The organism is Peptoniphilus lacydonensis, from assembly GCF_900106515.1.
GTDB classification, from domain to species: Bacteria; Bacillota; Clostridia; order Tissierellales; family Peptoniphilaceae; genus Peptoniphilus_A; species Peptoniphilus_A lacydonensis.
On record NZ_FNWF01000003.1, the window covers coordinates 242,159 to 266,943 of the forward strand.

Genomic DNA, 24,785 nt, shown 5'->3' on the forward strand with positions numbered 1-24,785 from the left:
CAGAAGAATATTTATAGTTTAAAAAGTATAATTATCTTTAAATATTTTCAATATCTTTTCTTCACTTGTTGCATCACTTTTTCCTATTTCTAAAAGCACAAAATTAAATTTTTTAATGGACTTGTCTAACAAAAAGTCAACAGAAGGCTTTTCTCTAAACTCATCAATTACAATTGAAAGTATTTCATTTTCCAGTCTTTCGCAGGATTCTTTGTCTAACTTTTTATCTTCAAAAAGTTTATATAAACAAGAAGTATAATCATATCTTACAAAAATTATAAATTCTGTAAAAATTTCTCCATAGGATTCTTGAGAGATTAACTTTATCATTTTAAATAGAATATTCCATTCTAAATCATTATTTAAAACTTTTCCCAAGATTTCTGTTATTCCCTTTGAGAAAGAGTCATAATATTTTGGATTATTTCTAAAAACTATGTACTCTTCAACATCCATCTCATTCCCAGAAACTGAGTTAATTTTATTTATTAAATCAATAAAATTTTCACCATAACTCAAATCTTTGTTCTTAGAAGATTTCATAAATAAAAAATCAACAACTACATCTGTTATTGTCTTAATATTAATAAATAATCCCAACTCATCGTGAATTTTTCTAGAGAAAACATCATGAAGAATCTTTGAAAGCAATGCTTTTAGTTGACTCTCTGCAGAAATAACTTCAGAAGCATCTTGTTTTTTCACGTGATCATATAGAATCATAAGTTGTTTATCTATCATTTTTAGATTATCATTTATAGAATTCATTATTTCCCTAAAAAATCCTTCTGTAATTATATAATTGTAATTTTTGTAGAGAAGTTTGTGATCAATTTCTCCCCAAAACACATTTACAAAAGACTTTATCTGAAGTTCGAAACAATAAATAAAGGATCCAGTATCATACTCTCCATCAAGTTTATACATTGTGAAACCATTTGCAAGAGTTTGAGGCTGAGGATCATCTAGTTTAAGTCTTATCTTTTTATTTTTATTTGACTTATAATATCCTCTTTCAGCCTTTATAGTAAAATCTTCTATAATTTTTTTGTATAAATCTTCTTCATCTTTTATAAAGCGGCACTCAATTCTTATTCCAACAAGATCCTGAATTTGTTTGAACCCGCGAACGGGGTCAGGAAATCTCATAAAAAAATTTCTCCTAATTAATTTTTCCCTTAGAGATTCCTGAGTTTTCATTCTTGTAGTTATATTAGTAAATCTGTCATCATTTTCTAGTAATTCAGAAAAATATTTTTTAAGCTCTTTATTAACTCCGGCAAGTTCTATCTTGTGATAATCAAAAAGATTCATTACATCATCGATGTAATCAAAAAGCTCAAGTTTCATATTTCACCTATACATTCATTTTGACATCATATTTTTCTTTTAATTCTTCAATTTTTTTGTTGTAAAGATCTTGTTCTTTTTGTCTTTTAAGTTGAGAAAAAATCTTGTCTTTTACTTCATCAAATTCTAAATCTCTACCTTCATTTTTTTCATTTATTTTTATAATGTGATAACCAAATTGTGTTTTTACAGGTTCAGTTACAGTTCCAACTTCATTTTCAAAAACTGCATCTTCAAACTCTTTTACCATTTGACCTCTAGTAAAAGTGCCAAGATCTCCACCCTTTTCCTTTGAAGGGCAAGTTGAGTTTTTCTTAGCAAGAGTTTCAAAGTCTTCCCCATCTTTTACTTTTTCATAAATTTCTCTTGCCTTATCTTCTTCACTAACTAAAATATGAGAAGCATTTGCACTTTCTTTTTCTTTAAAAGCTTCTTTATTTTCTTCATAGAATTTTTTTACTTCATCTTCTGTAACATCAACAGTTGCAAGAAGTTTTCCAAGAGCATAATTTTTTAACATACTTTCCTTGGTTTTCTCAACAACTTGTAAAAATTCTTCGTCTTTGTCCATTCCTTTAGCAATAGCATCCTCGTATAAAAGAGCTTGATAAATAAGTTCGTTTATAATTTCTTTATTCATATCTTCGCCAGCAAAATATTGTTTTATTTGTGGATTTAGAGAATCTAAAAATAAATTATAATCAACACCTGTGATTTCTTTGCCATTTACTGTCGCTAAAATTTTATCTTTATCCATAACTAATACCTCCATTTATACTTAAATAATTCAAATTTTCTATAACTCATGTTACCATCTCAAAAAAATTTTTTCAACTAATTAACATTAGCCCATATTCTAGCATACATCTCACTACTATCCTCATTTCTGAAGAAAAAATAAAATTCATCCTTTTCTAAATAAACATCAATAACAACTCTATCACCTAAGACTAATTCTTTCATATAATTTATATTTATTTCAGAAAATTTTATTTCAGAGTAAATTTCTGGCAATGATTCAAATAAAAGTTCCGCATAGATACTGTTGTTAACGTGATTATTTATGTCTATATCCCTTTTCATTATTTTGTAATTAGCTTCATTAAGTACTTTCTCATCTTTTTTTAAATTTATTCTTTTTATTTTTTCAAAATATTTTTCTTCCTTTATTCCAAATCTTTCTGCAAAATACTCAGGTATTACAACAGGTTTTCTCTTGTTCAATTCTATTAACAAAAAAATAGATGAAGCGTATGCAATTTTTTCATCATCTAAATACATTTCAAATTCACGCTCTGCATTTAACCCTTTAAATCCACTTGCCCAAGTTTTCACTTTTATTTTGTCAAAGACTTTTGGATATTTTAAAATCTTTATTCTCCACTTATAAATCATCCATGTATAATTATTTTCCATTAACTCCCTACTTGAAAGTCCAACTGAAAGTGAATGCAAATTAGAAGTTTCAATAAAATAATTAATTATATTTTTTAAAGTCAGTTCCCCATTTTTACATAGAAAATCGTAAACTGTAAATTCTTTTTCGTAAATCATAATACCTCCAAATTTAATTTTATCATAAAAAGTTTAATTTGATTTTTATAAAAAATTTTACATAAATATCATGTCTTTCAAAAAGTTTACTTTAAATTACCATTATGATAAAATCACTTAAAGAGATAAAAATTATTTAAGCGCCTGAGCCCAAGTGGCTGACGAGGTATAGAGTCATCGAATTTCGGCGGATGCTCTGGAGGTTTCACAGCCTAAGCATTTTACAAAAAGTAAAAGAAATTTTACAACAAAATAAATGCAGTGAATCTCTAATAAATTTGGAGGTAGAAATATGTGCGGAATAGTAGGCTATATTGGAAAAAATAACGCACCTAAATTGGTGCTAGAAGGTTTAAAAAAATTAGAATATAGAGGTTACGACTCTGCGGGACTTTCCTTTGTAAGTGAGAATAAATTAAAAACTTTTAAAAAGAAGGGACGCATAAAAAATTTAGAAGATTCCTTTAATTTAGATGATTTTCATTCTAATATTTGCATTGGTCACACTAGATGGGCAACTCATGGAGAACCAAGTGAAATAAATGCTCATCCTCATTTATCAAGTGACGGAAAAATTTCTGTTGTTCACAATGGAATAATTGAAAATTATCTTGAACTTAGAAACAATTTAATTGACAAAGGATACAATTTTCTTTCACAAACTGATACAGAGGTAATACCAAATATAATTTCTTATAATTACAATGAAGATATTTTAGAAGCTGTCTTTAAATCCACAAAAGTTTTAAGAGGAGCATACAGTCTTGGAATAATTGACGAAAATGAACCCAATAGGCTAATTGCTGTTAGAAATTCTTCTCCTCTTCTCTTTGCAATTTGTGAAGATGGTTATTTCATTGCAAGCGACATAACTTCTGTAATCGAACACACAAATAAAGTTATTTATTTAGAAGATGGCGATACTTTAGATATGAGATTGAATTCTTACACAATATATGATAAAAATCACAAAAAAGTAGAAAGAGAAGTAACTGAAGTTAAAATTTCTCCCGATGCTGCTTCAAAGGAAGATTACGATCATTTTTTAATTAAAGAAATTCACGAACAACCTCGTGTTTTAAAAGATGTTATTTCCATTAAACATAAAGATTATAAAGTCGATCTTCCATCTGAAGGAAGTTTTTCACTTGAAGAATTAAAAGACATAAATAAAATATATGTAACTGCCTGTGGAACTGCTTTTCATGCTGGAGAAGCTGGCAAATTTGCAATTGAAAAACTTGCAAAAATTCCTGTAATTTCTGAAATTGCATCGGAGTTTAGATATAAGAATATGTTTTTAGATGACAAATCTCTAGTTATTTTTGTATCTCAATCTGGTGAAACAGCAGACACATTAGCTGCACTTAAAGAAGCAAAACGCTGTGGAGCAAAAACTCTTGCAGTTACAAATGTTGTTGGCTCAACTATTTCTAGAGAAGCAGACAAGGTAATCTATTGTTATGCAGGCCCAGAAATTTCTGTTGCATCAACTAAGGCTTACACAACTCAAATTATTTCACTTTACTTCTTGGCAATGGACATCGCTCTTAAATTAAATAAAATTTCAGAAAATGAAGTAAAAGAAATCATTGAAAATATGGAAAAAATTCCTTCACAAATAGAAGAAATTTTAAAACATAAAGATGAATTTGAAAATATTGCATATTCAATTAAAGATGCCAAATCAATTTTTTACACAGGTAGATCACTTGATTTTATAACAGCAAAAGAAGGAGCTTTGAAGTTAAAAGAAATTTCTTATATTCACACTGAAGCCTTCCCTTCTGGTGAATTAAAACACGGATCAATTGCCCTCATAGAAGAAGGTACACCTGTTGTTTCTGTTGCTACTCAAGAATCCATTCTAGAAAAGACTATTTCAAACAATCAGGAACTAATTGCTAGGGGTGCAATAGTTATTTCAATAACAGAAGAAAAAAATAAATTTGTAAATGATTCTTGCGATGTTGTAATTGAAATACCAAACACAATTGATCTTTTGACTCCACTTCTTGCCGTAATACCTGAGCAATTACTTGCTTATTACTCTTCAGTTCTTTTAGGAAATGATGTAGACAAACCTAGAAATCTAGCAAAATCAGTAACTGTTGAATAATGAATTTAAAGCTGCCTATGGGCGGCTTTTTTGTTTTTATCAAAAATTTTTAGGGTATATATTTTTTAAATGGAGTTGAATTTTAAATGACTGAATACATATATTTGACAATATCTTTTTTAGCACTTTATTTTTCCTATTTGTTCACACTAATAGAAAATGCCTACCTGACTCTTAGCCCTGCTAAAATTTCTAAACTTGAAGATTTAGAAATAGAAAATCTATCTATAATAAAAAAACTTGTGGAAAAAGGAAATATTTTTTCTTCAATGCTTATTCTAGATTATTTTTGTAATTCTTTAGTTGTAATTTTTATGTCATTATTTTTCTTTAATAAGTGGAATTACCTTGGAATAATTATTGGAATAATAATTTCAACAATTATAGTAATACTTTTTGGAGAAAGTTTGCCACGAACTTTAGGAAAAAATAATTATGAAAAAATTGTGCCAAAATATGCAAAATTTTTACAATTTCTTATTATCTTTATAAGACCTCTTTCAATGTTTATAACTTTTTTATCTCAAAATATAATTAAAATTGCAACAAAAGAAAAAACTTACAAAGATTCAATCATAACAGAAGATGATTTAATAGACGCAATGGATCTTGGAATTGAAGAAGGGATAATAAATAAAAATGAGTCTATAATGATTCAAAATGTTATTGGATTTAAGGACAATTATGCAAAGGACATAATGACTCCACGAACTGACATAATTGCCATTGATATAGAAGACGATTATGCTGAGATTTTTGAAAAAATTTCTGAATATTCTTATTCACGAATGCCCGTATATGAAGACAGCTTAGATAATATAATTGGAATTTTAAATGTGAAAGATATTTTCCGCATGGACAAATCCAAAACTTTATCAGAAAATAAAGATTATTTTAAAAAACCTTTTTTCACTTTTCAATACAAACCCACAGGTAAACTTTTCAATGAAATGAGGCAAAATAAACTTTCTGTTGCAATTGTAACTGACGAATACGGAGGAACAGAAGGCATGATAACTTTTGAAGACATTATCGAAAAAATTGTTGGACAAATCTCTGACGAATATGACACCGAAGAAGATCAAGACATTGTAAAAGTTGCACAAGACAAATATTTAATTGACGGATCTGTAAATATTGACGAAATAAATATAAGACTTGGGACTGAACTTAAGTGTCATGAATTTGATTCTGTTGGAGGATTTATAATTGAAAAGTTAGACAGATTTCCCAAACCAAATGAAGTTATAGAAATTGATAATCTAAAATTTACTATAATGAAAAGTAAAAAAAATAGAATAGAAAAGATCCTTTTAGAACTTCAAAATAAATAAAAAAATCCCTATTAATTCTTCTGTCAAAGTTTTAATAGGAATTTTTAATAAGCACAAGTTTATAAAAAAATAGAGTAAGCAAAAACTCACTCCATTTAAATTATTACATTCCACTAACTATTTTACCAAAGAAAGATAAGAAAAGTGGATTATAAATATCATCAATTATTACTGCAAAAGATGGATACAATACCCAAGCTATATTGTTATAACCATAAGTGTCCATTACAGCTTTTGTATTTGCAACTGCATTTGGTCCAGAGCCACAACCCCAACCGCAGTTTCCAGCTGCCATTACAGCTGCGCCATAATTTCTTCCAAATAAATTATAAGAAACTAGAATTGTAAATAGTGCAATTAAAATTGCTTGAGTTAACAAAACTATTCCCATTTGTCCTAAATGGCTTAAAAGTTTTGTTATATCTATTGTCATTAAAACTAGTGCAAGATAAAGTTCCAAAAACATATGCTCAATTGCACTTATTTCTGCTACATAAGTATCCTTTCCTCTTTTTTCAATAATATTTCTTGCAATTGCTCCAGCAAATAAACATCCTATAAACTTAGGCATTTCAATTCCAGGGATACTATCAAGTAAGAAATATATAGGCATTCCTAATGCTGAAACTAAAAGAACCATTGCAAAAGCAACAATCATTCTCCCGTCATTTAATGCATGAACTTCATTTTTAAGTTCAGATTCTGGTCTATCATTTGGATCAGCTTTTAAATTATTTTTTCTAATTAAAAATGCTGCAACAGGTCCACCAATTAATGATCCCATAATATTTCCCATAGTTCCTGCTGCAACACCTATTTCCGTTATTCCTTCAGGTGCTCCCCATTTTTCAAAAATAGGTCCAAAGGCAGATGCTGTTCCAACCCCACCAGACATTGCTGCTGAAGAACATTGGAGTGCAAATAATGGATGCATTCCTATTGCCCTTCCAACTAAAACGCCAACAATATCTTGTAAAGTAATCAATAAACAAGCTGCAAAAGCTATGTTAAAAATAAGTTTTCCACCAGCTTTTTTAAATAAAGATGCGGAAAACCCATATCCAACTGTCAAGAAAAATACATTTTGTGCAAGATCTTTCGTAATCTTTGCATCAAAACTAAAGGCTATAAGTCCTGATAATTTTATTATTGCAATAATTACAGAAAATATAAGTCCTGAAACAACTGGTGCAGGTATTGCATACTTTTTAAGAGCAACTGAGTGACTTACGCACCATCTTCCTGCAAAAATTATCAAAGCTGCTATCCCAAGAGTACACAAATACTCAAACTCAAATGATGCAACTCCTCCATTTTCGCCAGGAGTGTAAGTTCCAAAATAATTTAGTACACTTTCTAGTGTCATAAAAACCCCCTTAATATAATTAGACATAACTTCATATTATAATTATAAGTATCGTCTTTATTTACATTATAGCACAGATAATATTATTGTATAAAAACTTTTCTTTAATGAATTACTTTTTTACTTAATTAATAATTATTACATTATTTGCATCTGAAATTTTTCGATGTGGAATTAAATAATAGAAAAATTCCCTAATCTAAATATTAGGGAACATCTTACAAAATTCTTCAATTTTAAACTTCTACTACTTGAATATTTGAATCTTTCCAACTTGCATCTTTGCCGAGTCTTTCCACAATATCTATCAAAGTTTCATCATCTTCTTGATCTTCTGAAATAGGAATAACTCTCATATCGTAGTTGTGGGGTATACTTTCCACCTCATTTCCAAGATCAACTTTTAACATTACTCTGTTTTTTAAATTTTTAAGTTCGTCGCTATCTTCTACTTTTATGTACTTTCCATCTCTTCTAGTGTAGAAAAAAATATCTTCGCCATATTTTTCCCTATAATAAATCATATAAGTCTCACAAGAAAATTGAAAACTTCCAAGTGGACTAATGTCAAAAATTACTTTTTTCATTAACTCACCTTGAAAGTATTATAACATAATTATTTAATTTTATATACAAATTAAATATATTTGTAAAATTTCTGTTAAATATTACGCACAATAGAAGAAATAACTTCTTCTCTTTTCATTTCATTTTTAGGATTAAATTTTTTATTTGAATCCAAATTTAAATAATTTCCACTTATAGATTTGTTGACAGAATCCTTTGCGTAATTAGAAATATTTTTTTCATCCTCTATTTTTATATTTTTACTCTCCTTTAAATTAAATAAATTGGAAATTACAACTGCATAATCTTCTCTTGTTATGTGAGCTTTGGGCAAAAACTTTCCATCACTTTTCCCCTTCATAAGTCCAAGATCATAAGCCATATTTACATATTTATTGTCAGTATCTGCAAAATGTTTTACAGAACCTTGTGCACTTCTCTTATACTTTGTTTCATAAGTTTTTACAACAATTTCTGCAAGCTCTTCTCTAGTTATTTTTTCCTTTGCATTTGAAAAAGTATCTTTAGATAAAATCTTTAAATTTTGTGCCTTTAAAAGATCTTCATAAGCCCAAGAACTATAATTTCTAAATACAGTTGCCTTTCCCAAATGAAGTGGACCTGTAAAATTAGAACTATTATCTCCCTTTGCAAATCTAAGTCTAAAACTATATCCGCTTGAAGGTCCAACTAAATTATCAAGTTCACTTTGAGAAATGGAGATATACTTCTTATTATTCTTTTCAGATATGTTTTTTATTAATTTTGATTTTTTATTTGAATTTACTACGCTTGTAACTTCCACTTCTATTTGATCATTTTTATTTGCATTTTTAACTTCAAAAGTATAATTTTCCTTTTCCTTTATAGCACTCACATTTAATGGAATTGCAATTTCCTTTGATGCAAAAACACTAAAAGGTAGCATAATTAAAACTATTATAACTATAAATATTTTTTTCATTTTTCACCTCGAGGATTAATAATAACAAAAATCCTTGGAAAAATCTTTAAATTTTATAATTTGTAATAATTTTGTAATCTTTATATTCCCAAATCTCTCATTAATTTTTCTTTTTCAAAATTATTTTTCATTTCTTCATCAATTCTCTTTTTTAAATCCATTGCAACTTTTTTCTTTATATCTTCAGGTAGATTTTTTAGAGCAAAGGGGTAGACAACTTCATTTTCTTTCTCTGCGTGGTTTCGAAGAAGAGTGACATAACTCATCGCACTTGTTATTATATAAAGTTTATTCTTTTCACAACTATATCTTTTAAAATCATCTAAACTCTTCTCAAGTTCTGTCACATAATTTCTAGCCATTTGATGTTCCACAAGCATTCCACCACGCACAACTTTTTCCGCAACTGGTCCCAGATTTTCTAGCATCGCTTTAAATAAAATGTCCTCTTCCTTTTTATGATGTCTTCCATCTGCATAATTTCTTATAAAAACTATTGCCTTATTAAAAAATTCTTCATCCACATTTCCATTTAAAACTTCAATACATTTTTCTTCCATTTTGTCACAAAAACTAAGTATCTCTTCATGTTCTTTTTCCAAATAATCGATTTCATTTTTTAAAATTTTCATTTTATCACCTACCTAATGACGTAATCTCCATTAATGTTTTCGAAGTTTAATTTTGAATCAACCAAACTTCCTTTAATGAATTCATCGCGAAGTGTCCAATAAATTTCTGGATCAACAAATTTTTGCCAAATTTCTTTGTGCACATCGCTTATTACCCTAAAAATTAATTCATCCTCATCATCTTTAATTATCGTAAGAGCGTGGTCGCAAGGCATTCCATCTAAAAATTTAGAAGTAATAAATTGAAAAACTTCCATGGGGAAATTCCCTGCGTCATAATTTTTCCCAAATTCAAAATATCTTTTCTTTAATTCTTCTAGATCAAAGTCTTTAAGTAGAATTGAAACAGCTTTCGCCAGTCTATTTTCACTTCTATTTACTCTATCATTTAACCAGCCGTGAATGTTGTTTTCATCAATAATATTTTTTAAATCTCCTTTTTCAATAGGAAAATCATTATCAAGTTCTTCCAAAATGTTTTCTTTGTCCTTTGATAAATCTAATAAATAATCTAAAATTTCTTCTTGAAAAATGATTTTATTATACATCATATAGTGTATATGTCCTAAAAATAAACTCATCTTATCCCTCTTTTCTAATAAAATAATAACATTTAGAACAAAAAAATAATGTGACATTTATCACATAATAAAAAAAATATATAAAAAAAAGCGAGACCTGAGTCTCACTTTCACTTTGTTATTCTGCTTCTGCAATAATTTCTTTGCCTGCATAGTGTCCACAATTAGGACAAACTCTATGAGGTAATTTCATTTCATGGCAGTTAGGACATTCAACTACTGTCGCTTTATTTAATCTGTAAGAAGATGCTCTTCTCTTATTCTTTCTTTGTTTTGAAGTTTTTCTCTTTGGTACGGCCATTTTTACACCTCCTCATCTTTAAATAAATCTAATAACTTTCCAAATCTTGGATCTATTTCCTCTTCATTAAGACTATGATCATGCACCTTACAATTACATGGTCCCTCATTTAAATTTTTGCCACATCGTGGACAAAGACCCTTGCAATCTTCACTACACAAATTTTTTCCACCAATAGATGTAATTATTTGGGAGAAAATAATTTCGGAAAGATCTATTGAATCTTCTTCAACTTTAAAATACTCATCTACTGAATCTCTATCATATAAACTTGTATCCTTAAAATTGTAACCCTTGTAATTAGTCTTTTTTTCATTAATAAAAGGTGAAAGACATCTGTCACAAGTTGTCTTAAATTTGTAGGAAATATTTAGACAAAGTTCTAACTCCCCTGTCAAATCATGAATATATCCATTGTACTCTACGGGATAAATGAGATTTAGATCTTCTAAATTTAAATCTGTATCATTATCAGTTAAATTTCCTTCAAAATCTAATCTAACATCGTTAGACGACAAAAAAGAGCTTAGATCTAATTTCATATACTCACCTCAAAAATACATACAAATAATTATAACTTTCAAAAAAGAAATTGTCAATAGAATATTAAAATTTATGCGTTGACAAGTTCCTTAGTATCTCTTGCAATCATAAGCTCTTCATTAGTTGGAATAACAAGAACTTTAATAGAAGAATCGTCAGAAGAAATAAGTTTGTCTTCTCCTCTTACATTATTTCTTTCTGGATCAATTTTAATTCCAAGAGAAGATAAGCCATTTACAATTGATTCTCTCATTTCAACTGAGTTTTCACCAACTCCTGCTGTGAATACAATACCGTCTACATGGTCAAGTTCTGTCATGTATGATCCAATATATCCGCGAACCCTTTTTTCAAAAATATCAAGTGCAAGCTTTGCTCTTTCATTTCCTTCATCTCTTGCAGTTTCAATATCTCTAAAGTCACTTGATACTCCAGAAATTCCAAGAACCCCAGATTTTTTATTCATAAGTGTATTTAATTCTTCAGCAGAAAGATTTTCTTTTTCCATTAAAAATGGAAGAATAGCTGGATCTAAATCTCCACATCTAGTTCCCATTGCAAGTCCTTCAAGTGGTGTGAATCCCATTGATGTATCAATTGACTTACCATTTTTAACTGCACAAATACTTGAACCATTCCCAAGGTGACAAGTAATTAAATTAACTTCATTTACATCTTTTCCAAGCATTTCTGCTGCCCTATTTGTGATGTATTTGTGGCTAGTTCCATGGAAACCAAATCTTCTAATTTTATATTTTTCATAATATTCGTAAGGAAGTGCATAGATATAGCTTTCGCGGGGCATAGTTTGATGGAAAGCTGTATCAAATACTGCAACTTGTTTAACATTTGGAAGAAGTCTTTGACAAGCTTTAATTCCCATAATATTCGGTGGATTGTGAAGAGGAGCTATCTCAACATTATCTTCTATTCCTTTTAAAACTTTTTCATCTATAATTACAGACTTAGCGAAATCTTCGCCGCCGTGAACTACTCTGTGACCCACTGCGTCAATTTCATCAAGAGATTTAATTGCACCATATTCTTCATTAGTTAAAGATTCCATAACAAGTTCCAATGCTCTTTTGTGATCTTGCATTGCTGTTTCAATAGTTTTCTTTTCCTTTCCTATTGTTTCATGCTTAATTCTTGAACCTTCAATCCCAATTCTTTCAACTAGACCCTTTGCCATCAATTCTTCAGTTTCCATATCAATAAGTTGATATTTTAAAGAAGACGATCCGCAATTAATTACTAATATCTTCATATTTCCTCCTCATATTTTTTTTATTTATTAAATATAGTATAATATCTAATAATAATATTATAACAGATGAAGATTTTAGTCAATAATTGGAGTTTTAAAATATGAAAATTGCTTCTATAATAGCGGAATACAATCCCTTTCACAATGGTCACGCATACCAAATACAAAAAATCAAAAATGAATACAGCGACTATATAGTAGTTATAATGAGCGGAAACTTTGTACAAAGAGGAGAACCTGCAATTATAAATAAATATGAAAGAGCTAAAATTGCAGTGGATAATGGTGCGAGCATTGTTCTAGAAAATCCTGTAATTTATTCCACATCAAATGCAGAAATATTTGCTCGTGGTGGAATTAATATTTTAAACTCCATGAGAATTGTTAATAGACTTTACTTTGGAAGCGAAGATAATTTTAAAACTCTAGAAAAATTGCAAAATAAAATAGATGAAAACTTTGACGACGGAAAAATTAAAAATTTTCTACATAAAGGTAATTCTTACATTAAATCTCGCGAACTTGCTATGGATTTTTTAACTTTTGAAGAAAAAGAAATTTTAAAGAAACCAAATAATATTTTGGGTCTTGAATATATAAAAAATCTAAAAAAATTAAATTCAAGTATAGAGCCACATTCAATTCCAAGAAAAAGTGTAAATCACGATGATAATTTTTCTTATGAAGATTTTGCCTCTGCATCTTTTATAAGAAATAGAATTTATAAAGGTATAAATGTAGAAAAGTTTATCCCAAATTATAAAATAATTCCAGAAAACAATCTAGAAAATTACTTTGAAATTTTTAAATACAAAATCATTTCAGAAAAAATAAATTTTTTAGATTACTTTGACTACGAAGTTGGACTAGAAAACAGAATTTTAGAAAATTTAGATGCCAAAAACTTTGAAGATTTTATAGAAAAAGTTTATTCCAAAAGGCATAGTCGCTCGAGAATAAAAAGACTTTTATTAGAAATTTTATTAGATATAAAAAAAGATTTGATAAAAAAATCCTTTGAGTATCCCTATACAAGAGTGCTTGCTTGCGATAAAAATGGCATAGAAATTTTAAAAAAATCACAAAATATAAATAAAATTTATTCTCTTAAAAAATACTACGAGAATTCAGATGGAATAATAAAAGAGATGCTTGAAAAAGAAATATATGCAAGTAATTTATATAATATAAAAAAAGGAAAAATAAAAACAGATTTTGCTACAAAAGTTTACAAAAAATAAAACACCGGAAAAATATCCAGTGTTTTATTTTTAATTTTATTTTCTGTTTATTCTTAAGAAAGATGGGATTTTAAGTTCTCCATTATCATCTTCATCTTCAGAAAGATTTGATTCAATGGGCGATTTTGCATTTGATTCAACCTTATTTTCCTTTTTATCTTTTTTGTCATCTTTATATTGATCAAACTCAGTTGCAATAACTGTTATCTTAACTTCATCCTTAAGGGATTCATCAATTCCAGCACCAAATATAATATTTGCATCTTCAGATACACAATCTCTAATTAAATCAGCCGCTTCATTAACTTCAAATATACCAAGATCGGAACCTGCAGTAATATTAAGTAAAACTGATTTTGCCCCTTGTATAGATGTTTCTAATAGAGGAGAATTTATTGCAAGTTTTGCTGCTTCAGTAGCTCTCTCATCTCCAGATGCACGACCAATACCCATATGTGCAACGCCTTTGTCGTACATAATAGTTTTCACGTCTGCAAAGTCTAAGTTTATTAAATTTGGTACAGAAATTAAATCTGAAATACCTTGAATACCTTGTTTTAAAATATCGTCTGCCATTTCAAATGCTTGTGAGAAGCTAGTTTTTTTATCTGCAATACTTAAAAGTCTGTCATTTGGAATTATAACTAATGTATCAACTTTTCCTTTTAGAGCATTTATACCTGATTCAGCAGATTTTGCTCTCTTTCTTCCTTCAAATGTAAATGGTTTTGTAACAACACCAACAGTTAAAAGGCCCAATTCTTTTGCAACATCTGCAATAACAGGAGCTGCACCGGTACCAGTACCTCCGCCCATTCCTGCAGTAATAAATACCATGTCTGCACCTTCAAGGGCTTCCCTAATTTCATCAATTGACTCTTCTGCTGCTTGTTCTCCAACTTCTGGATTTGCACCTGCACCAAGTCCCTTAGTTATTTTTTCGCCAAGTTGCACTTTTGTTTCAGCAAGTGAATTTTTAAGTGCTTGTTTATCAGTATTAAATACTAAAAATTCAACGCCCTTAACACCAGCGTCAATCATTCTATTTACAGCATTGTTTCCGCCGCCACCAACGCCAACTACTTTAATTTTGGCAAATTCATCTTGGTCCATATCGAATTCCAACATAAACATCCTCCTCGTATACTAATTAATTAATTTTATATTCATTACTCTTATTTTATAGAAAGTCTGGCAATTAGTCAATATATAAAGGTCAATTGCTAATCTTTATTTATAATGTATCAATTTTTTTCTACTTCTCTATAAGATTTATCTTTTTCTTCTTTTTTACTTTTATTATCTTCTTCTCCATCTGTTATTAAAATTGGACTATCTCCTTTTTCCATTTGAATTAGAATTGCATTCTTATTTGTCTTCTTAATATCGTCTAAAATTAAAGAAAGCATTTTTAATTTATAAGAAGTGTTACTATATGATCCAAACTCAACTTTTATGCCTTCAACTGTTGTGAAAGTCGCTATTGAATCTAAAAGTTCTATATCTCTGATATTGCCGTGAAGAGAATATTCTTCACTTCTAAGTTCCATTAAAAGATCTCTTTTTTCTTTATCTTCTTTATTACTTAAAATATAACTTCCTGGCTCAGAATTTTCCACATTAAATCCCATTAAATTCACCAGATTCTCTTCTTTTTTATCTAATTTAGCAATTATCCTAAAATTTTCATCCACTATTAAATATTCATTCGATTCAATTTGGTAATAAGCCGTTCTCTCACTTACAACAACCTTCACTCTCCCAGTTATATTGTAAGATATTTTTGCATCCTTTATGTAAGGAATTGATTTTATTTTTTTCAATCTTTCTCTTTTAGATATATAAAAATATTTATTTCCTTTTTTTAGGCCTGAAACTTTCTTTATTGTATCAACACTAACTACTTTATTACCTTCAACTACAACATTTTTTATACTAAAAATGTTAGAATTCTTGATAGCAAACACTAATAAAAAAATGAAGGAAAAAAATATAAAAAATCTACTAAAAATTTTAAAATATTTCTTCTTTTTATTCAATTTTCTTTTTTTCTTTTCCGACTTTTTCATAAAATCACTTTAAAATTATTTTAATAATAAATCAACTATCTTTGAAACTGCATCTGGGCTTGCCAGTTTCTTAGAATTTTCTGCCATAATCGACCTATCTTCATTGTTCTCTAAAATTTTATTTATATTTGATAGCAAAATTTCACCATTTAAATTTTCTTCTTCTATTACTACACTTGCACCCATATTGCTATAACTCTTTGCATTAAAATACTGATGATTTCCAGCCGTATATGCTTTTGGAATTAATAAGGATGCAATTCCTATCGCAGAAATTTCTGCCAAGGTCATAGCAGAAGATGATGCAATTACAAGATCTGCACTTGACAAATAGTCATAAACTTTGTGAGTATAATCAAGTATCTCTACATTTTCTGGAACCTTTTCGACTTTTCTCATAAAATATTCATAGTGTTCTCTTCCAGTTACATGAGTTAACCTAAAGGGCAACTTTTCATTTTTATTTAAAATCTCTATTATTGCATCATTTGTGGATTCTTGACCTCCACTGCCTCCAAAAGAAAAGACAAATTTTTCTTTAGTATTTATATTTAATGATTTTCTAGATTCTTCTCTATCAACATGAGAAAAAATATCTCTAACAGGATTTCCTGTAAATATTATATTTTCATTATCTAAATACTTCTTTGCTTCCATAAAATTTATAAAGACAAAATCAGCCTTTTTTGCCAAAATTTTATTTGTCTTTCCAGGATAAGCATTTTGCTCTTGAATCACTGTTTTTATCTTTTTTTGTTGTGCTTTAAATACAATAGGACCACATACATATCCACCAGTGCCTATTACAATATCTGGCTTAAATTTGTCTAGAATTTTTGTGCATTGGTTTAAACCCTTCATTAAATTAAAAAAAGTTATAACTGTGTCTTTATTTAATTTTTTCCTTGGAAGTCCTGATACGTCTATTCCTTCAAAATCAAAATTATATTTCTTTGCAAGTTCTTCTTCTAAAGAATCTTTTTTGCCAACATATAAAATTTGTGCTCTTTTATCTTTCTTTTTTATTTCTTCACCAATTGCCAGTGCTGGATAAATATGTCCCCCAGTCCCACCACCAGATAAAATATATTTCATGCTATGCCTTCTTTCGAAATTTTAAGTAAAATCGCCGTAGATGCAATTGCCATTACTAGTGCAGTACCTCCATAAGATATAAAAGGAAGTGTAATTCCTGTTACTGGAAGTAATTTTGCACAAACGCCCATATTAAAAAATGACTGTATTCCTATATAAGTCGTAAGGCCAATTGCAGTAAATTTATCAAAATAATTGTTTGTTTTAAATGCAATCATGTATCCTCTATAAATATAAGTCACAAAAAGTATTATAATTACTAAAACACCAAAAAAGCCAAATTCTTCTGCTATTACAGAAAAAATAAAATCTGTATACGCTTCTGGTAAATTTGTGTATTTTTGTCTTGACCTAAAAAGCCCAACTCCAGAGTACCCTCCAAGAGCTATCGCATAAAGAGATTGTCTGGCTTGATAAAGATCTGCAGACTGATAATCTGTAGATTCTGATACAAAGCCAAAAATTCTATTTAGTCTAAATTTATTTTCTGGATCCTTTAATACAATCCAAATAAGAATTACACCAAGTAAAACTAAAAATAAAAACTGTTTCTTATTGATTCCTGCGGCAAGAAGTATTGCAAATAAAGAAACTCCAATTACTACTGCAGTTGAAAAGTCCTTTATCATTATAGGTCCAACTGAAATACCCATAATAGCAACAGCAGTCAAAAAAGTTTTAGGATTTTTTAGTGTATAAACATTTCTGGACAAATACTTTGAAAAATAAATTATAGAAGAAATTTTTAAAATATCTGAAGGTTGAAAATTAATGCCAATACCTGGAATTCTAATCCATCTAACCTGTCCATTTCTGTGAACTCCAAGACTAGTCCATAATAATAGAATTAAAACTATACTCATCCAAAATATCCACGAAATATTCTTATATATTACAGCTCTTGGAACTTTTAAAATAAAAAATAAAATGAATACACCAAGGATTAGAAAAACTCCCTGTCTTATTAAGTAATAAAAACTATTTAAATTATCTTTTTTGGCAGCGGGAAAGGATGCAGATGTAACAGCAATAAGTCCAATGATTATTAAGAAAATCATACTTATTAAAAGAACTAAATCAACACCCTTTATTTCCCTTCTAAATTTCATCTATACCAACTCTCTAACTAAATCTTTGAAATGTCTTCCTCTCACTTCGTAATCTCTATACATATCCCAGGATGCACATGCAGGTGAAAGAAGCACGTCTTCCCCATTTTCTGCAATCTTATTTGCAAGCTCAACAGCTTTACCTAAATCCCTTACTATATAAAATTCCACGCCGAATTTTTTACACGATTTTGAAAATTTCTCTGCAGTTTCTCCAAACAAAATTACATCTTTTAATTTGTTTTTTGATTTTTCTACAAGGTCATCAAAATTTGCGCCTTTATCATAACCACCTGCAATTAAAATTACGTCGCCTTCCATAGCAGCTACTGCAACTTCAGTTGAATCTGGATTAGTCCCCTTTGAATCATTATAATATTTTACTCCAGCAACTTCTCTTACAAACTCAATTCTATGCTCTACACCTGTAAAGGACTTAATGCTATTTATTATAATTTCGTCATCAATATTTAAAAGTCTAGCTACTATTATTGCAGCCATAATATTTTTTATATTATGTTCTCCTAAAATCTTTATTTGATTAGTATCTACTATCTCGCAGACTCTATTGCCATCATTAAAATATATCTTTCCATTTTCAACATAGGCGCCCTTTTCGTCAATTTTTTCCATAGAAAAATAATATTTTTGGCTCTTTATATTATAACTTTCTGCAAGTTTTTTGTCTTCGTAATTTAAGATTGCATAGTCAAATTCATCTTGATTTGCAAAAATTTTAAATTTTGCATCTACATAATTTTCTACACTTTTATGCCAATCTAAATGATCACTTGTCACATAAGTTAATACTCCTATATGAGGCTTAAAAGTTTCTGTATCGTCAAGCTGAAAAGATGATGCTTCAATCACTACATAATCTTTTTCCTTTGCTTCTTCAGTTATTTCTAAAATCCCAAGTCCAATATTTCCTACTACATAAGTATTTCCCACTCTTCTTAAAATATCACCAATAACTGTAGTAGTTGTAGTTTTCCCATTCGTACCTGTAACTGATACAATATTTTTTGTTTTTAAATTTCTATAACTAAGTTCAATATCTGAAATTATTTCAATGTTTTTTTTGCGTGCATTAACTAGAATTTCATGATCTGGATAAATACCAGGACTTTTTATTATTAAGTCAATTTTTTCCAAATCCTCTTCTTTAAATATTATGAAATCTTCATCAATGTTTAAATTCTCAAGTTTTACATTCCCATCATAAATATAAATTTTACATGGATAGTTTTTCAAAAATTTTAGAGCTGCTCTTCCAGTTACTCCAAAACCCATAATCAATATATTTTTATTTTCTAACATATTTATCACCTAAAATAAAATCAAATATGAAATTACACAAAGTATAATTTCAATTACACAAAATACTGCAACTATTTTTGTTTCATGCCATCCCTTTTGTTCATAGTGATGATGAAGTGGTGCCATTAAAAAAACTCTTTTTTCCCTTGTCTTGAAACTCACAACTTGGATAATAACTGAGAGAGTTTCTATAAAATAAATCCCACCTGCAATTGGCAAAATTAGTGGCACATTTAAAAGAAGCGCAATAGCAGAAATTGCTCCACCAAGAGCTAATGACCCTGTGTCCCCCATAAAAACTTTTGCTGGATATTTATTAAAAACTAAAAATCCAAGTAAAGAAGCTGCAAGAGTCATCGAAAAAATTGCAATTTCTGGTTTATTTAACTTATTTGCACATATAACAAAAAAGAGTAGACAAATAATAGTCACACTAGATGACAGTCCATCAAGACCATCCGTTAAATTTACAGAATTTACAGTTCCAACTATTACAAAAATAATAAAAGGAATATAAAAAATACCAAAAGAACGGTAATCTTTTAAAAATGGAATATATACATCTGTGACCATGTTTTTAGAATTGTATTGATAGATAATTAATACTACAGCAACAATTATTTGTAAAATTAACTTCTGATATGCACGCAGACCTAAATTTCTCTTTTTCACAACCTTAATATAATCATCAATAAATCCAACTGCACCAAAGGCAAAAGTTGAAAAAATTATCATAAAAACAGAAACTTTTAAATTTTTTATTAGAAAAGTTGTAATAAGTGTGGAAGACAAAAATATTATCCCTCCAATTGTAGGAGTTCCACTTTTTATCAAATGACTCTGTGGCCCGTCTTCTCTTATACTTTGTCCTGCATTAAGTCTTTTCAAAATTGGAATTAAAATTTTTCCAAATATTAATGAAAAAATTAATCCCAATAATATATTAATTAAATAATCCATCTCTACTCCATTATTTTAATTTTTTGTACTATTTTTTATTTTATTTCTTCTAGAATTTTCTTTTTTATTTATTTTATTAGTATTATTTTCTTCTGAATTTTTATTTACTTCTTCTAATTTATTATTAGCGTCAAATCTATCTTCATCACTTTTAGAATAATTAATTATGACACTTTTATCACCAATTATTTTAGAACCAGCACTAGGACTTTGTGATATAAAGTCGCCATTTCCTTTGATATTATACTCTATATTCATAGAATTTAAAATAGATATACTTTCTTTTCTAGTCTTTTTACTTAGGTCTGGCATAATTAACATCCCACTATCTTTATCATTTACTGCAAGATCAATAATTGTATCTGATAACACAGATGAACCAGCTGAAGGACTTTGATTTATTACAACAGAATAGTTTTCCACATTTTCTGAATTAGTATTAAATTTTAATCCTTCCTTTAATAAAATTTTGCCAGCATCTTCCAAAAGAAGACCTTCAACATTTGGAACTGAAACATAGTTTTCTTTTTCATCAACTTCTTCAGTTTTTGGAATTTTCATATAATTTAATGACTTTTCTAAAATTTCTTGAACTATTGGAGCAGCTACTGCTCCTCCAAGTATTCCTCCCTTAGGATTATTCACCACAACTAAGACAGTAAGTCTTGGATCATTTAAAGGGGCAACACCTACAAAGGAAGAGTTGTAAGCTTCAATATAACCTGTTGGCGTTGCAATGTTTGCTGTACCTGACTTTCCACCAACTTGATATCCCGGAACTTGTGCAAGTTTTCCTGTCCCACTTTCCACAACTCGTTTCATCATATGTTTCATCTTATCAGAAGTTTCTTCAGATATTACCCTTCTTTTAAGCTCAGTTCTCTTTTTTTCTATTACATTTCCATTAGAATCTACTATTTCTTTTATTAAAGTTGGCTTGTTTAGATATCCTCCATTAGAAATTGCACTGACAGCATTTACAAGTTGAATCGGAGAAACAGCAATAGAATGACCATAAGACATTGTTGCAAGTTTGACTCTATTTATTTCTTCGCTTGAACTTGGAATGATTCCTGTCGATTCGCCATAAAGTTCTATTCCAGTCTTTTGACCAAACCCAAAAGCTTTTATATATCTTAAAAATTCTTCTTTCCCAAGATTTTGACCAACTTGTACAAGCGTCATATTGCAAGACTCCTCAATTGCTTTTGCAAGAGTTTTACTACCTCTAGTTACACTAGTACAGGTTAATTTTCTATCTCCAACTTTCATTGTTCCAGCACACGTATATTGAGAATCAGGTTGAGAAGTATTTTGCTCAATAGCAGCAGCTGCTGTTATAAGTTTAAATGTAGAGCCTGGTTCATATTGATCATTTACATTAAAATCTCTCCAATTAGAATACAAGACTTCCATTTTTTCGTCATTATCTAACTTATCCCACTCTTCTTCTTGTTTATCATTTATGGGAGATTTTGGATTATTTAAATTATAATCATCTTTTGTAGTCATTGCCAAAATTTCGCCAGTCATTGTATCTTGAACTATTACAGAAACTTTATCTGCATCATGTTCTTTTTTTGCATTGATAGCCGCAGTTTCTGCAAATTGTTGAATATTTGAATCAATAGAAAGAACAATAGAATAACCTTCCTTTGGTGCATAAGTTTCTTCATCTGTAAGTGGAATTTTGTTTGAAGCATTGTCTTTTAAAGAAACATTTTTACCAGATATCCCTGTCAGTTCCTCATCATAGCTTGCTTCAATTCCATATTGTCCAACATTTTCATCATTTGTAAAACCAATTACATAAGAAGCAAGATTGTTAAAAGGATAAAGCCTTCTAGTAACATCATCTATGGAAAGAGCGTAGAGATTATTTTTTCTGTTTTCCTTTTTACTTTTATTTTCTTCAATAATTTTTGTTCTCAACTCTTTAAGTTTATTGGCCTTATTTCTATCTACATTAGTAGCTAATCTAACTACCTTATCACCCTTCATCTTGTCTTTTATTTCATCATAATCAATTTCTATTACATCTGAAATAATCTTGGCATCTTCACTATATAACTTTTCCTTTCTCTTTTCGAACTCTTTATCACTTTCTTTTTTATTTTGTTTTAAATAATCCATGTTATAAAAAACATTGCACTTAGTTATATTAATTGCCATTTCTTTTTTATTTCTGTCATAAATTATACCTCTATTAGAATTTATGACTTCAGTTCTTGTGAGCTGATTTAATGCAGAAATAGTTAACTCTTCCGATTGAACTATTTGAATGTACAAAAGTTTTCCCACTAATATTACAAATAAAAAAGCTAGAAAGATAAAAAATATAAATATGAATTTATTGGCATTTTGATTTCGCCCTTTAAATCCACTTTTGATCTTTCTATCTCTAGCTTTATTTTTATCATTTTTCAATTATATCCTCCTAATCTCTTGTAAAAGATCTGAGAACAGAAACAATAGGACTCAAAAATACATTATAATTAATATCCTTTCGATTCTCCTCTTCTCCAGAATCAATATAAATAATTTGATCTTCAGAAGGATAGACCATACCAAGTTTATACATAGCCTCTTCAGCAATTTGAGAAGAAGATTTTACGGCTTTAATTTCTCCTACAAGAGTCGTCTTAGTTTTATTTAATTCTTCAATTTCATTTTTTTGACTTAAAATTTCCCTATCAAGGCCCGCAATTTGTGAATACAAAATTAAAATAGAGATTAAAATAATTACTACAATTGTCACAGTAAAAATAAACGGCTTATTATTTAAAAGTTTAGTCTTATATCTATTATAACTTTTATTTGAAATTTTAGTTAATCTTTTTGCCATTTCACACCTCTATTTTTTCGGCAACTCTAAGTTTCGCTGAATGCGACCTATTATTTTCACAAAGTTCTCTATCACTTGCAGTAATAGGCTTTCTTGTAATTATCTTTATTTCTCTTTTCTTGTCACAAGTACAAATTGGTGAACTAGGTGGACATATACAATCCTTTTCTAAATATTTAAAAGAATTTTTTACAATTCTATCCTCTAGCGAATGAAAAGTTATTATTGCAATTCTTCCACCAGGATTTAATTTTTTTACAAATTTTTCAATAGAATTTTCTAAAACATCAAGTTCTTTATTGACTTCAATCCTAAGTGCTTGAAAAGTTTTCTTAGCAGGATGATGCCCATTCCTTCTCGCTCCAATGGGTATCGCTTTTTTTATAATTTCAACAAGCTCAAATGTCGTGTCTATATCTTTTACTTTTCTATCTTCCACAATAAATTTCGCAATTCGAGAAGCCCACTTTTCTTCTCCATAATCTTTAATAATTTTAGTTATTTCACTTTCACTATATGTATTTACAATATCTCTTGCAGAAATATCTAAATTTTGATCCATTCTCATGTCAAGTGGTGCATCAAATCTATAAGAAAAACCTCTCTGTGGATTATCAAATTGATAGGAAGAAACTCCAATATCTAAAAGAATTCCATCTACTTTTTCTATTCCAAGTTCATCTAATGCTTTTTCAAAATCTACATAATTCAAATTAAAAAATTTAACATTTTCAAACTGAGAAAGTTTGCTTTTGGCAGCATCGAGAGCTTCCTTATCTTGATCTATTCCAATTAAAAGACCTGTCCCTTTTAATTTTTTTAAAATTTCAAAGCTATGTCCTGCTCCGCCTAAAGTTCCATCAATATAAATTTTTCCTTCTCTTACATTTAGTTCTTCAATTGTTTCCTCTAAAAGAACACTCTTATGTTCAAAATCCATTATATTCCCAACTCCGACATTTTTTCTGCAAGTTCCTCATAAGAAAGTGCTTCTTCTTCATTGTATTTGTTCCAATTTTCTTCAGACCAAATTTCACAGCGATTTGAAAGACCAATTATCACACATTTATCTTCAAGAGAAGCATATTCCCTTAAATTTTCAGCTATCAATACTCTTCCTTGTTTATCTAAAACACAATCAACTGCACCAGAGAAAAATGTTCTCACAAAAGACCTAACGGCTCTATTTGTCATAGGAAGTTCTTTTAATTTATTTTCAATCTTTTCCCACTGTTCCTTTGGATATAAAAATAGACAGTCATCTAGACCTTTAGTCATCACAAAAACTGAAAGATCTTCTCTAAACTTTGATGGAATTGTAATTCTTCCCTTGGGATCTAAATTGTGTTTGAACTCCCCTATCAACATTTTATTCTCCACTTTATTCCATTTATATTAATTTTTGAACCACTTTGCTCCACTTAAGTTAATTTTACTACATAAACATTTCTTCTTCTAGTATTTTAACTAGTTTTTAAAAAATAGGACTATGGGCCTTATTTTTTAATTTGCATGAAACAGCTTAATAAAAACTATAATTTTTAACTTAAATAATATTAAATTATTAG

The 24,785-nt window shown here is 28.9% G+C and carries 24 protein-coding genes; 3 read left to right on the plus strand and 21 right to left on the minus strand.

Annotated elements, in window-relative coordinates; genetic code table 11:
* Positions 1–18: 18 nt before the first annotated feature.
* The 3 genes from BQ5450_RS02930 to BQ5450_RS02940 all read right to left on the minus strand — a co-directional run bounded on the left by BQ5450_RS02930 (position 19) and on the right by BQ5450_RS02940 (position 2,904).
* The gene (locus BQ5450_RS02930) at positions 19–1,350 is read right to left on the minus strand and encodes a GTP pyrophosphokinase (RefSeq protein ID WP_071125936.1); all 1,332 of its coding nucleotides are present in this window, start codon (positions 1,348–1,350) and stop codon (positions 19–21) included.
* 7 nt (positions 1,351–1,357) lie between these two features.
* Positions 1,358–2,107 carry a peptidylprolyl isomerase gene (locus BQ5450_RS02935; protein WP_010245484.1) on the minus strand — a complete coding sequence of 250 codons (750 nt, stop codon included), beginning with the start codon at positions 2,105–2,107 and terminating at the stop codon, positions 1,358–1,360.
* Positions 2,108–2,184: 77 nt separating this feature from the next.
* Positions 2,185–2,904, minus strand: a complete 720-nt coding sequence (locus BQ5450_RS02940) for an acyl-[acyl-carrier-protein] thioesterase (RefSeq protein WP_071125937.1) — start codon at positions 2,902–2,904, stop codon at positions 2,185–2,187.
* A 292-nt stretch (positions 2,905–3,196) separates the two neighbouring features.
* Here BQ5450_RS02940 and glmS point away from each other — a divergent pair, with 292 nt between their 5' ends.
* Positions 3,197–5,023: a glutamine--fructose-6-phosphate transaminase (isomerizing) gene (glmS, locus tag BQ5450_RS02945; protein ID WP_071125938.1), complete on the plus strand. Its 1,827-nt coding sequence runs from the start codon at positions 3,197–3,199 to the stop codon at positions 5,021–5,023.
* A gap of 86 nt (positions 5,024–5,109) precedes the next feature.
* Positions 5,110–6,357 (plus strand): hemolysin family protein, encoded by a 1,248-nt coding sequence (locus BQ5450_RS02950; protein WP_071125939.1) that lies wholly within the window; start codon positions 5,110–5,112, stop codon positions 6,355–6,357.
* 103 nt (positions 6,358–6,460) lie between these two features.
* Here the strand turns inward: BQ5450_RS02950 and BQ5450_RS02955 are convergent, their stop codons facing one another.
* From BQ5450_RS02955 to BQ5450_RS02990, 8 genes are all read right to left on the minus strand, one after another.
* The gene (locus tag BQ5450_RS02955) at positions 6,461–7,723 is read right to left on the minus strand and encodes a sodium/glutamate symporter (RefSeq protein ID WP_071125940.1); all 1,263 of its coding nucleotides are present in this window, start codon (positions 7,721–7,723) and stop codon (positions 6,461–6,463) included.
* 236 nt (positions 7,724–7,959) lie between these two features.
* Positions 7,960–8,310: a hypothetical protein gene (locus BQ5450_RS02960; RefSeq protein WP_010245497.1), complete on the minus strand. Its 351-nt coding sequence runs from the start codon at positions 8,308–8,310 to the stop codon at positions 7,960–7,962.
* A 74-nt stretch (positions 8,311–8,384) separates the two neighbouring features.
* Positions 8,385–9,254 carry an S-layer homology domain-containing protein gene (locus BQ5450_RS02965; protein ID WP_071125941.1) on the minus strand — a complete coding sequence of 290 codons (870 nt, stop codon included), beginning with the start codon at positions 9,252–9,254 and terminating at the stop codon, positions 8,385–8,387.
* An 80-nt stretch (positions 9,255–9,334) separates the two neighbouring features.
* Positions 9,335–9,886 carry a hemerythrin domain-containing protein gene (locus tag BQ5450_RS02970; RefSeq protein WP_010245502.1) on the minus strand — a complete coding sequence of 184 codons (552 nt, stop codon included), beginning with the start codon at positions 9,884–9,886 and terminating at the stop codon, positions 9,335–9,337.
* An 8-nt stretch (positions 9,887–9,894) separates the two neighbouring features.
* Positions 9,895–10,467, minus strand: coding sequence for a hypothetical protein (locus BQ5450_RS02975; RefSeq protein WP_010245505.1), 573 nt, complete (start codon positions 10,465–10,467; stop codon positions 9,895–9,897).
* Between the two features lie 118 nt (positions 10,468–10,585).
* The gene (rpmF, locus tag BQ5450_RS02980) at positions 10,586–10,768 is read right to left on the minus strand and encodes a 50S ribosomal protein L32 (RefSeq protein ID WP_071125942.1); all 183 of its coding nucleotides are present in this window, start codon (positions 10,766–10,768) and stop codon (positions 10,586–10,588) included.
* A gap of 2 nt (positions 10,769–10,770) precedes the next feature.
* The gene (locus BQ5450_RS02985) at positions 10,771–11,310 is read right to left on the minus strand and encodes a YceD family protein (protein ID WP_010245512.1); all 540 of its coding nucleotides are present in this window, start codon (positions 11,308–11,310) and stop codon (positions 10,771–10,773) included.
* Between the two features lie 71 nt (positions 11,311–11,381).
* Positions 11,382–12,578: an acetate kinase gene (locus BQ5450_RS02990; protein WP_010245517.1), complete on the minus strand. Its 1,197-nt coding sequence runs from the start codon at positions 12,576–12,578 to the stop codon at positions 11,382–11,384.
* A gap of 101 nt (positions 12,579–12,679) precedes the next feature.
* Between BQ5450_RS02990 and BQ5450_RS02995 the strand changes: the two genes are divergently transcribed.
* Positions 12,680–13,819, plus strand: coding sequence for a tRNA(Met) cytidine acetate ligase (locus BQ5450_RS02995; protein ID WP_010245520.1), 1,140 nt, complete (start codon positions 12,680–12,682; stop codon positions 13,817–13,819).
* Positions 13,820–13,855: 36 nt separating this feature from the next.
* Here the strand turns inward: BQ5450_RS02995 and ftsZ are convergent, their stop codons facing one another.
* The 10 genes from ftsZ to mraZ form a co-directional block, all read right to left on the minus strand.
* Positions 13,856–14,947 carry a cell division protein FtsZ gene (gene ftsZ, locus BQ5450_RS03000; protein WP_010245523.1) on the minus strand — a complete coding sequence of 364 codons (1,092 nt, stop codon included), beginning with the start codon at positions 14,945–14,947 and terminating at the stop codon, positions 13,856–13,858.
* A 116-nt stretch (positions 14,948–15,063) separates the two neighbouring features.
* Complete coding sequence (locus BQ5450_RS03005) at positions 15,064–15,888, minus strand: cell division protein FtsQ/DivIB (protein WP_071125943.1); 825 nt, start codon at positions 15,886–15,888, stop codon at positions 15,064–15,066.
* Between the two features lie 15 nt (positions 15,889–15,903).
* Positions 15,904–16,983, minus strand: coding sequence for an undecaprenyldiphospho-muramoylpentapeptide beta-N-acetylglucosaminyltransferase (gene murG / locus BQ5450_RS03010; protein WP_010245529.1), 1,080 nt, complete (start codon positions 16,981–16,983; stop codon positions 15,904–15,906).
* Entirely contained in the window at positions 16,980–18,092 is a 1,113-nt protein-coding gene (locus BQ5450_RS03015; protein WP_010245532.1) for an FtsW/RodA/SpoVE family cell cycle protein, read from the minus strand. The genes murG and BQ5450_RS03015 overlap by 4 nt, the downstream gene beginning before the upstream one ends.
* Complete coding sequence (gene murD / locus BQ5450_RS03020) at positions 18,093–19,412, minus strand: UDP-N-acetylmuramoyl-L-alanine--D-glutamate ligase (protein WP_071125944.1); 1,320 nt, start codon at positions 19,410–19,412, stop codon at positions 18,093–18,095.
* A 9-nt stretch (positions 19,413–19,421) separates the two neighbouring features.
* The gene (mraY, locus tag BQ5450_RS03025; RefSeq protein ID WP_010245538.1) at positions 19,422–20,372 is read right to left on the minus strand and encodes a phospho-N-acetylmuramoyl-pentapeptide-transferase; all 951 of its coding nucleotides are present in this window, start codon (positions 20,370–20,372) and stop codon (positions 19,422–19,424) included.
* Positions 20,373–20,387: 15 nt separating this feature from the next.
* Complete coding sequence (locus BQ5450_RS03030; protein WP_010245541.1) at positions 20,388–22,799, minus strand: penicillin-binding transpeptidase domain-containing protein; 2,412 nt, start codon at positions 22,797–22,799, stop codon at positions 20,388–20,390.
* A 10-nt stretch (positions 22,800–22,809) separates the two neighbouring features.
* On the minus strand, positions 22,810–23,217 hold the full coding sequence (locus tag BQ5450_RS03035; protein ID WP_071125945.1) for a septum formation initiator family protein: 408 nt from the start codon (positions 23,215–23,217) through the stop codon (positions 22,810–22,812).
* Between the two features lies 1 nt (position 23,218).
* Positions 23,219–24,157: a 16S rRNA (cytosine(1402)-N(4))-methyltransferase RsmH gene (rsmH, locus tag BQ5450_RS03040; RefSeq protein WP_071125946.1), complete on the minus strand. Its 939-nt coding sequence runs from the start codon at positions 24,155–24,157 to the stop codon at positions 23,219–23,221.
* Positions 24,157–24,585: a division/cell wall cluster transcriptional repressor MraZ gene (gene mraZ, locus BQ5450_RS03045; protein ID WP_010245549.1), complete on the minus strand. Its 429-nt coding sequence runs from the start codon at positions 24,583–24,585 to the stop codon at positions 24,157–24,159. Before mraZ ends, rsmH begins: the two co-directional genes overlap by 1 nt.
* Between the last annotated feature and the right edge of the window lie 200 nt (positions 24,586–24,785).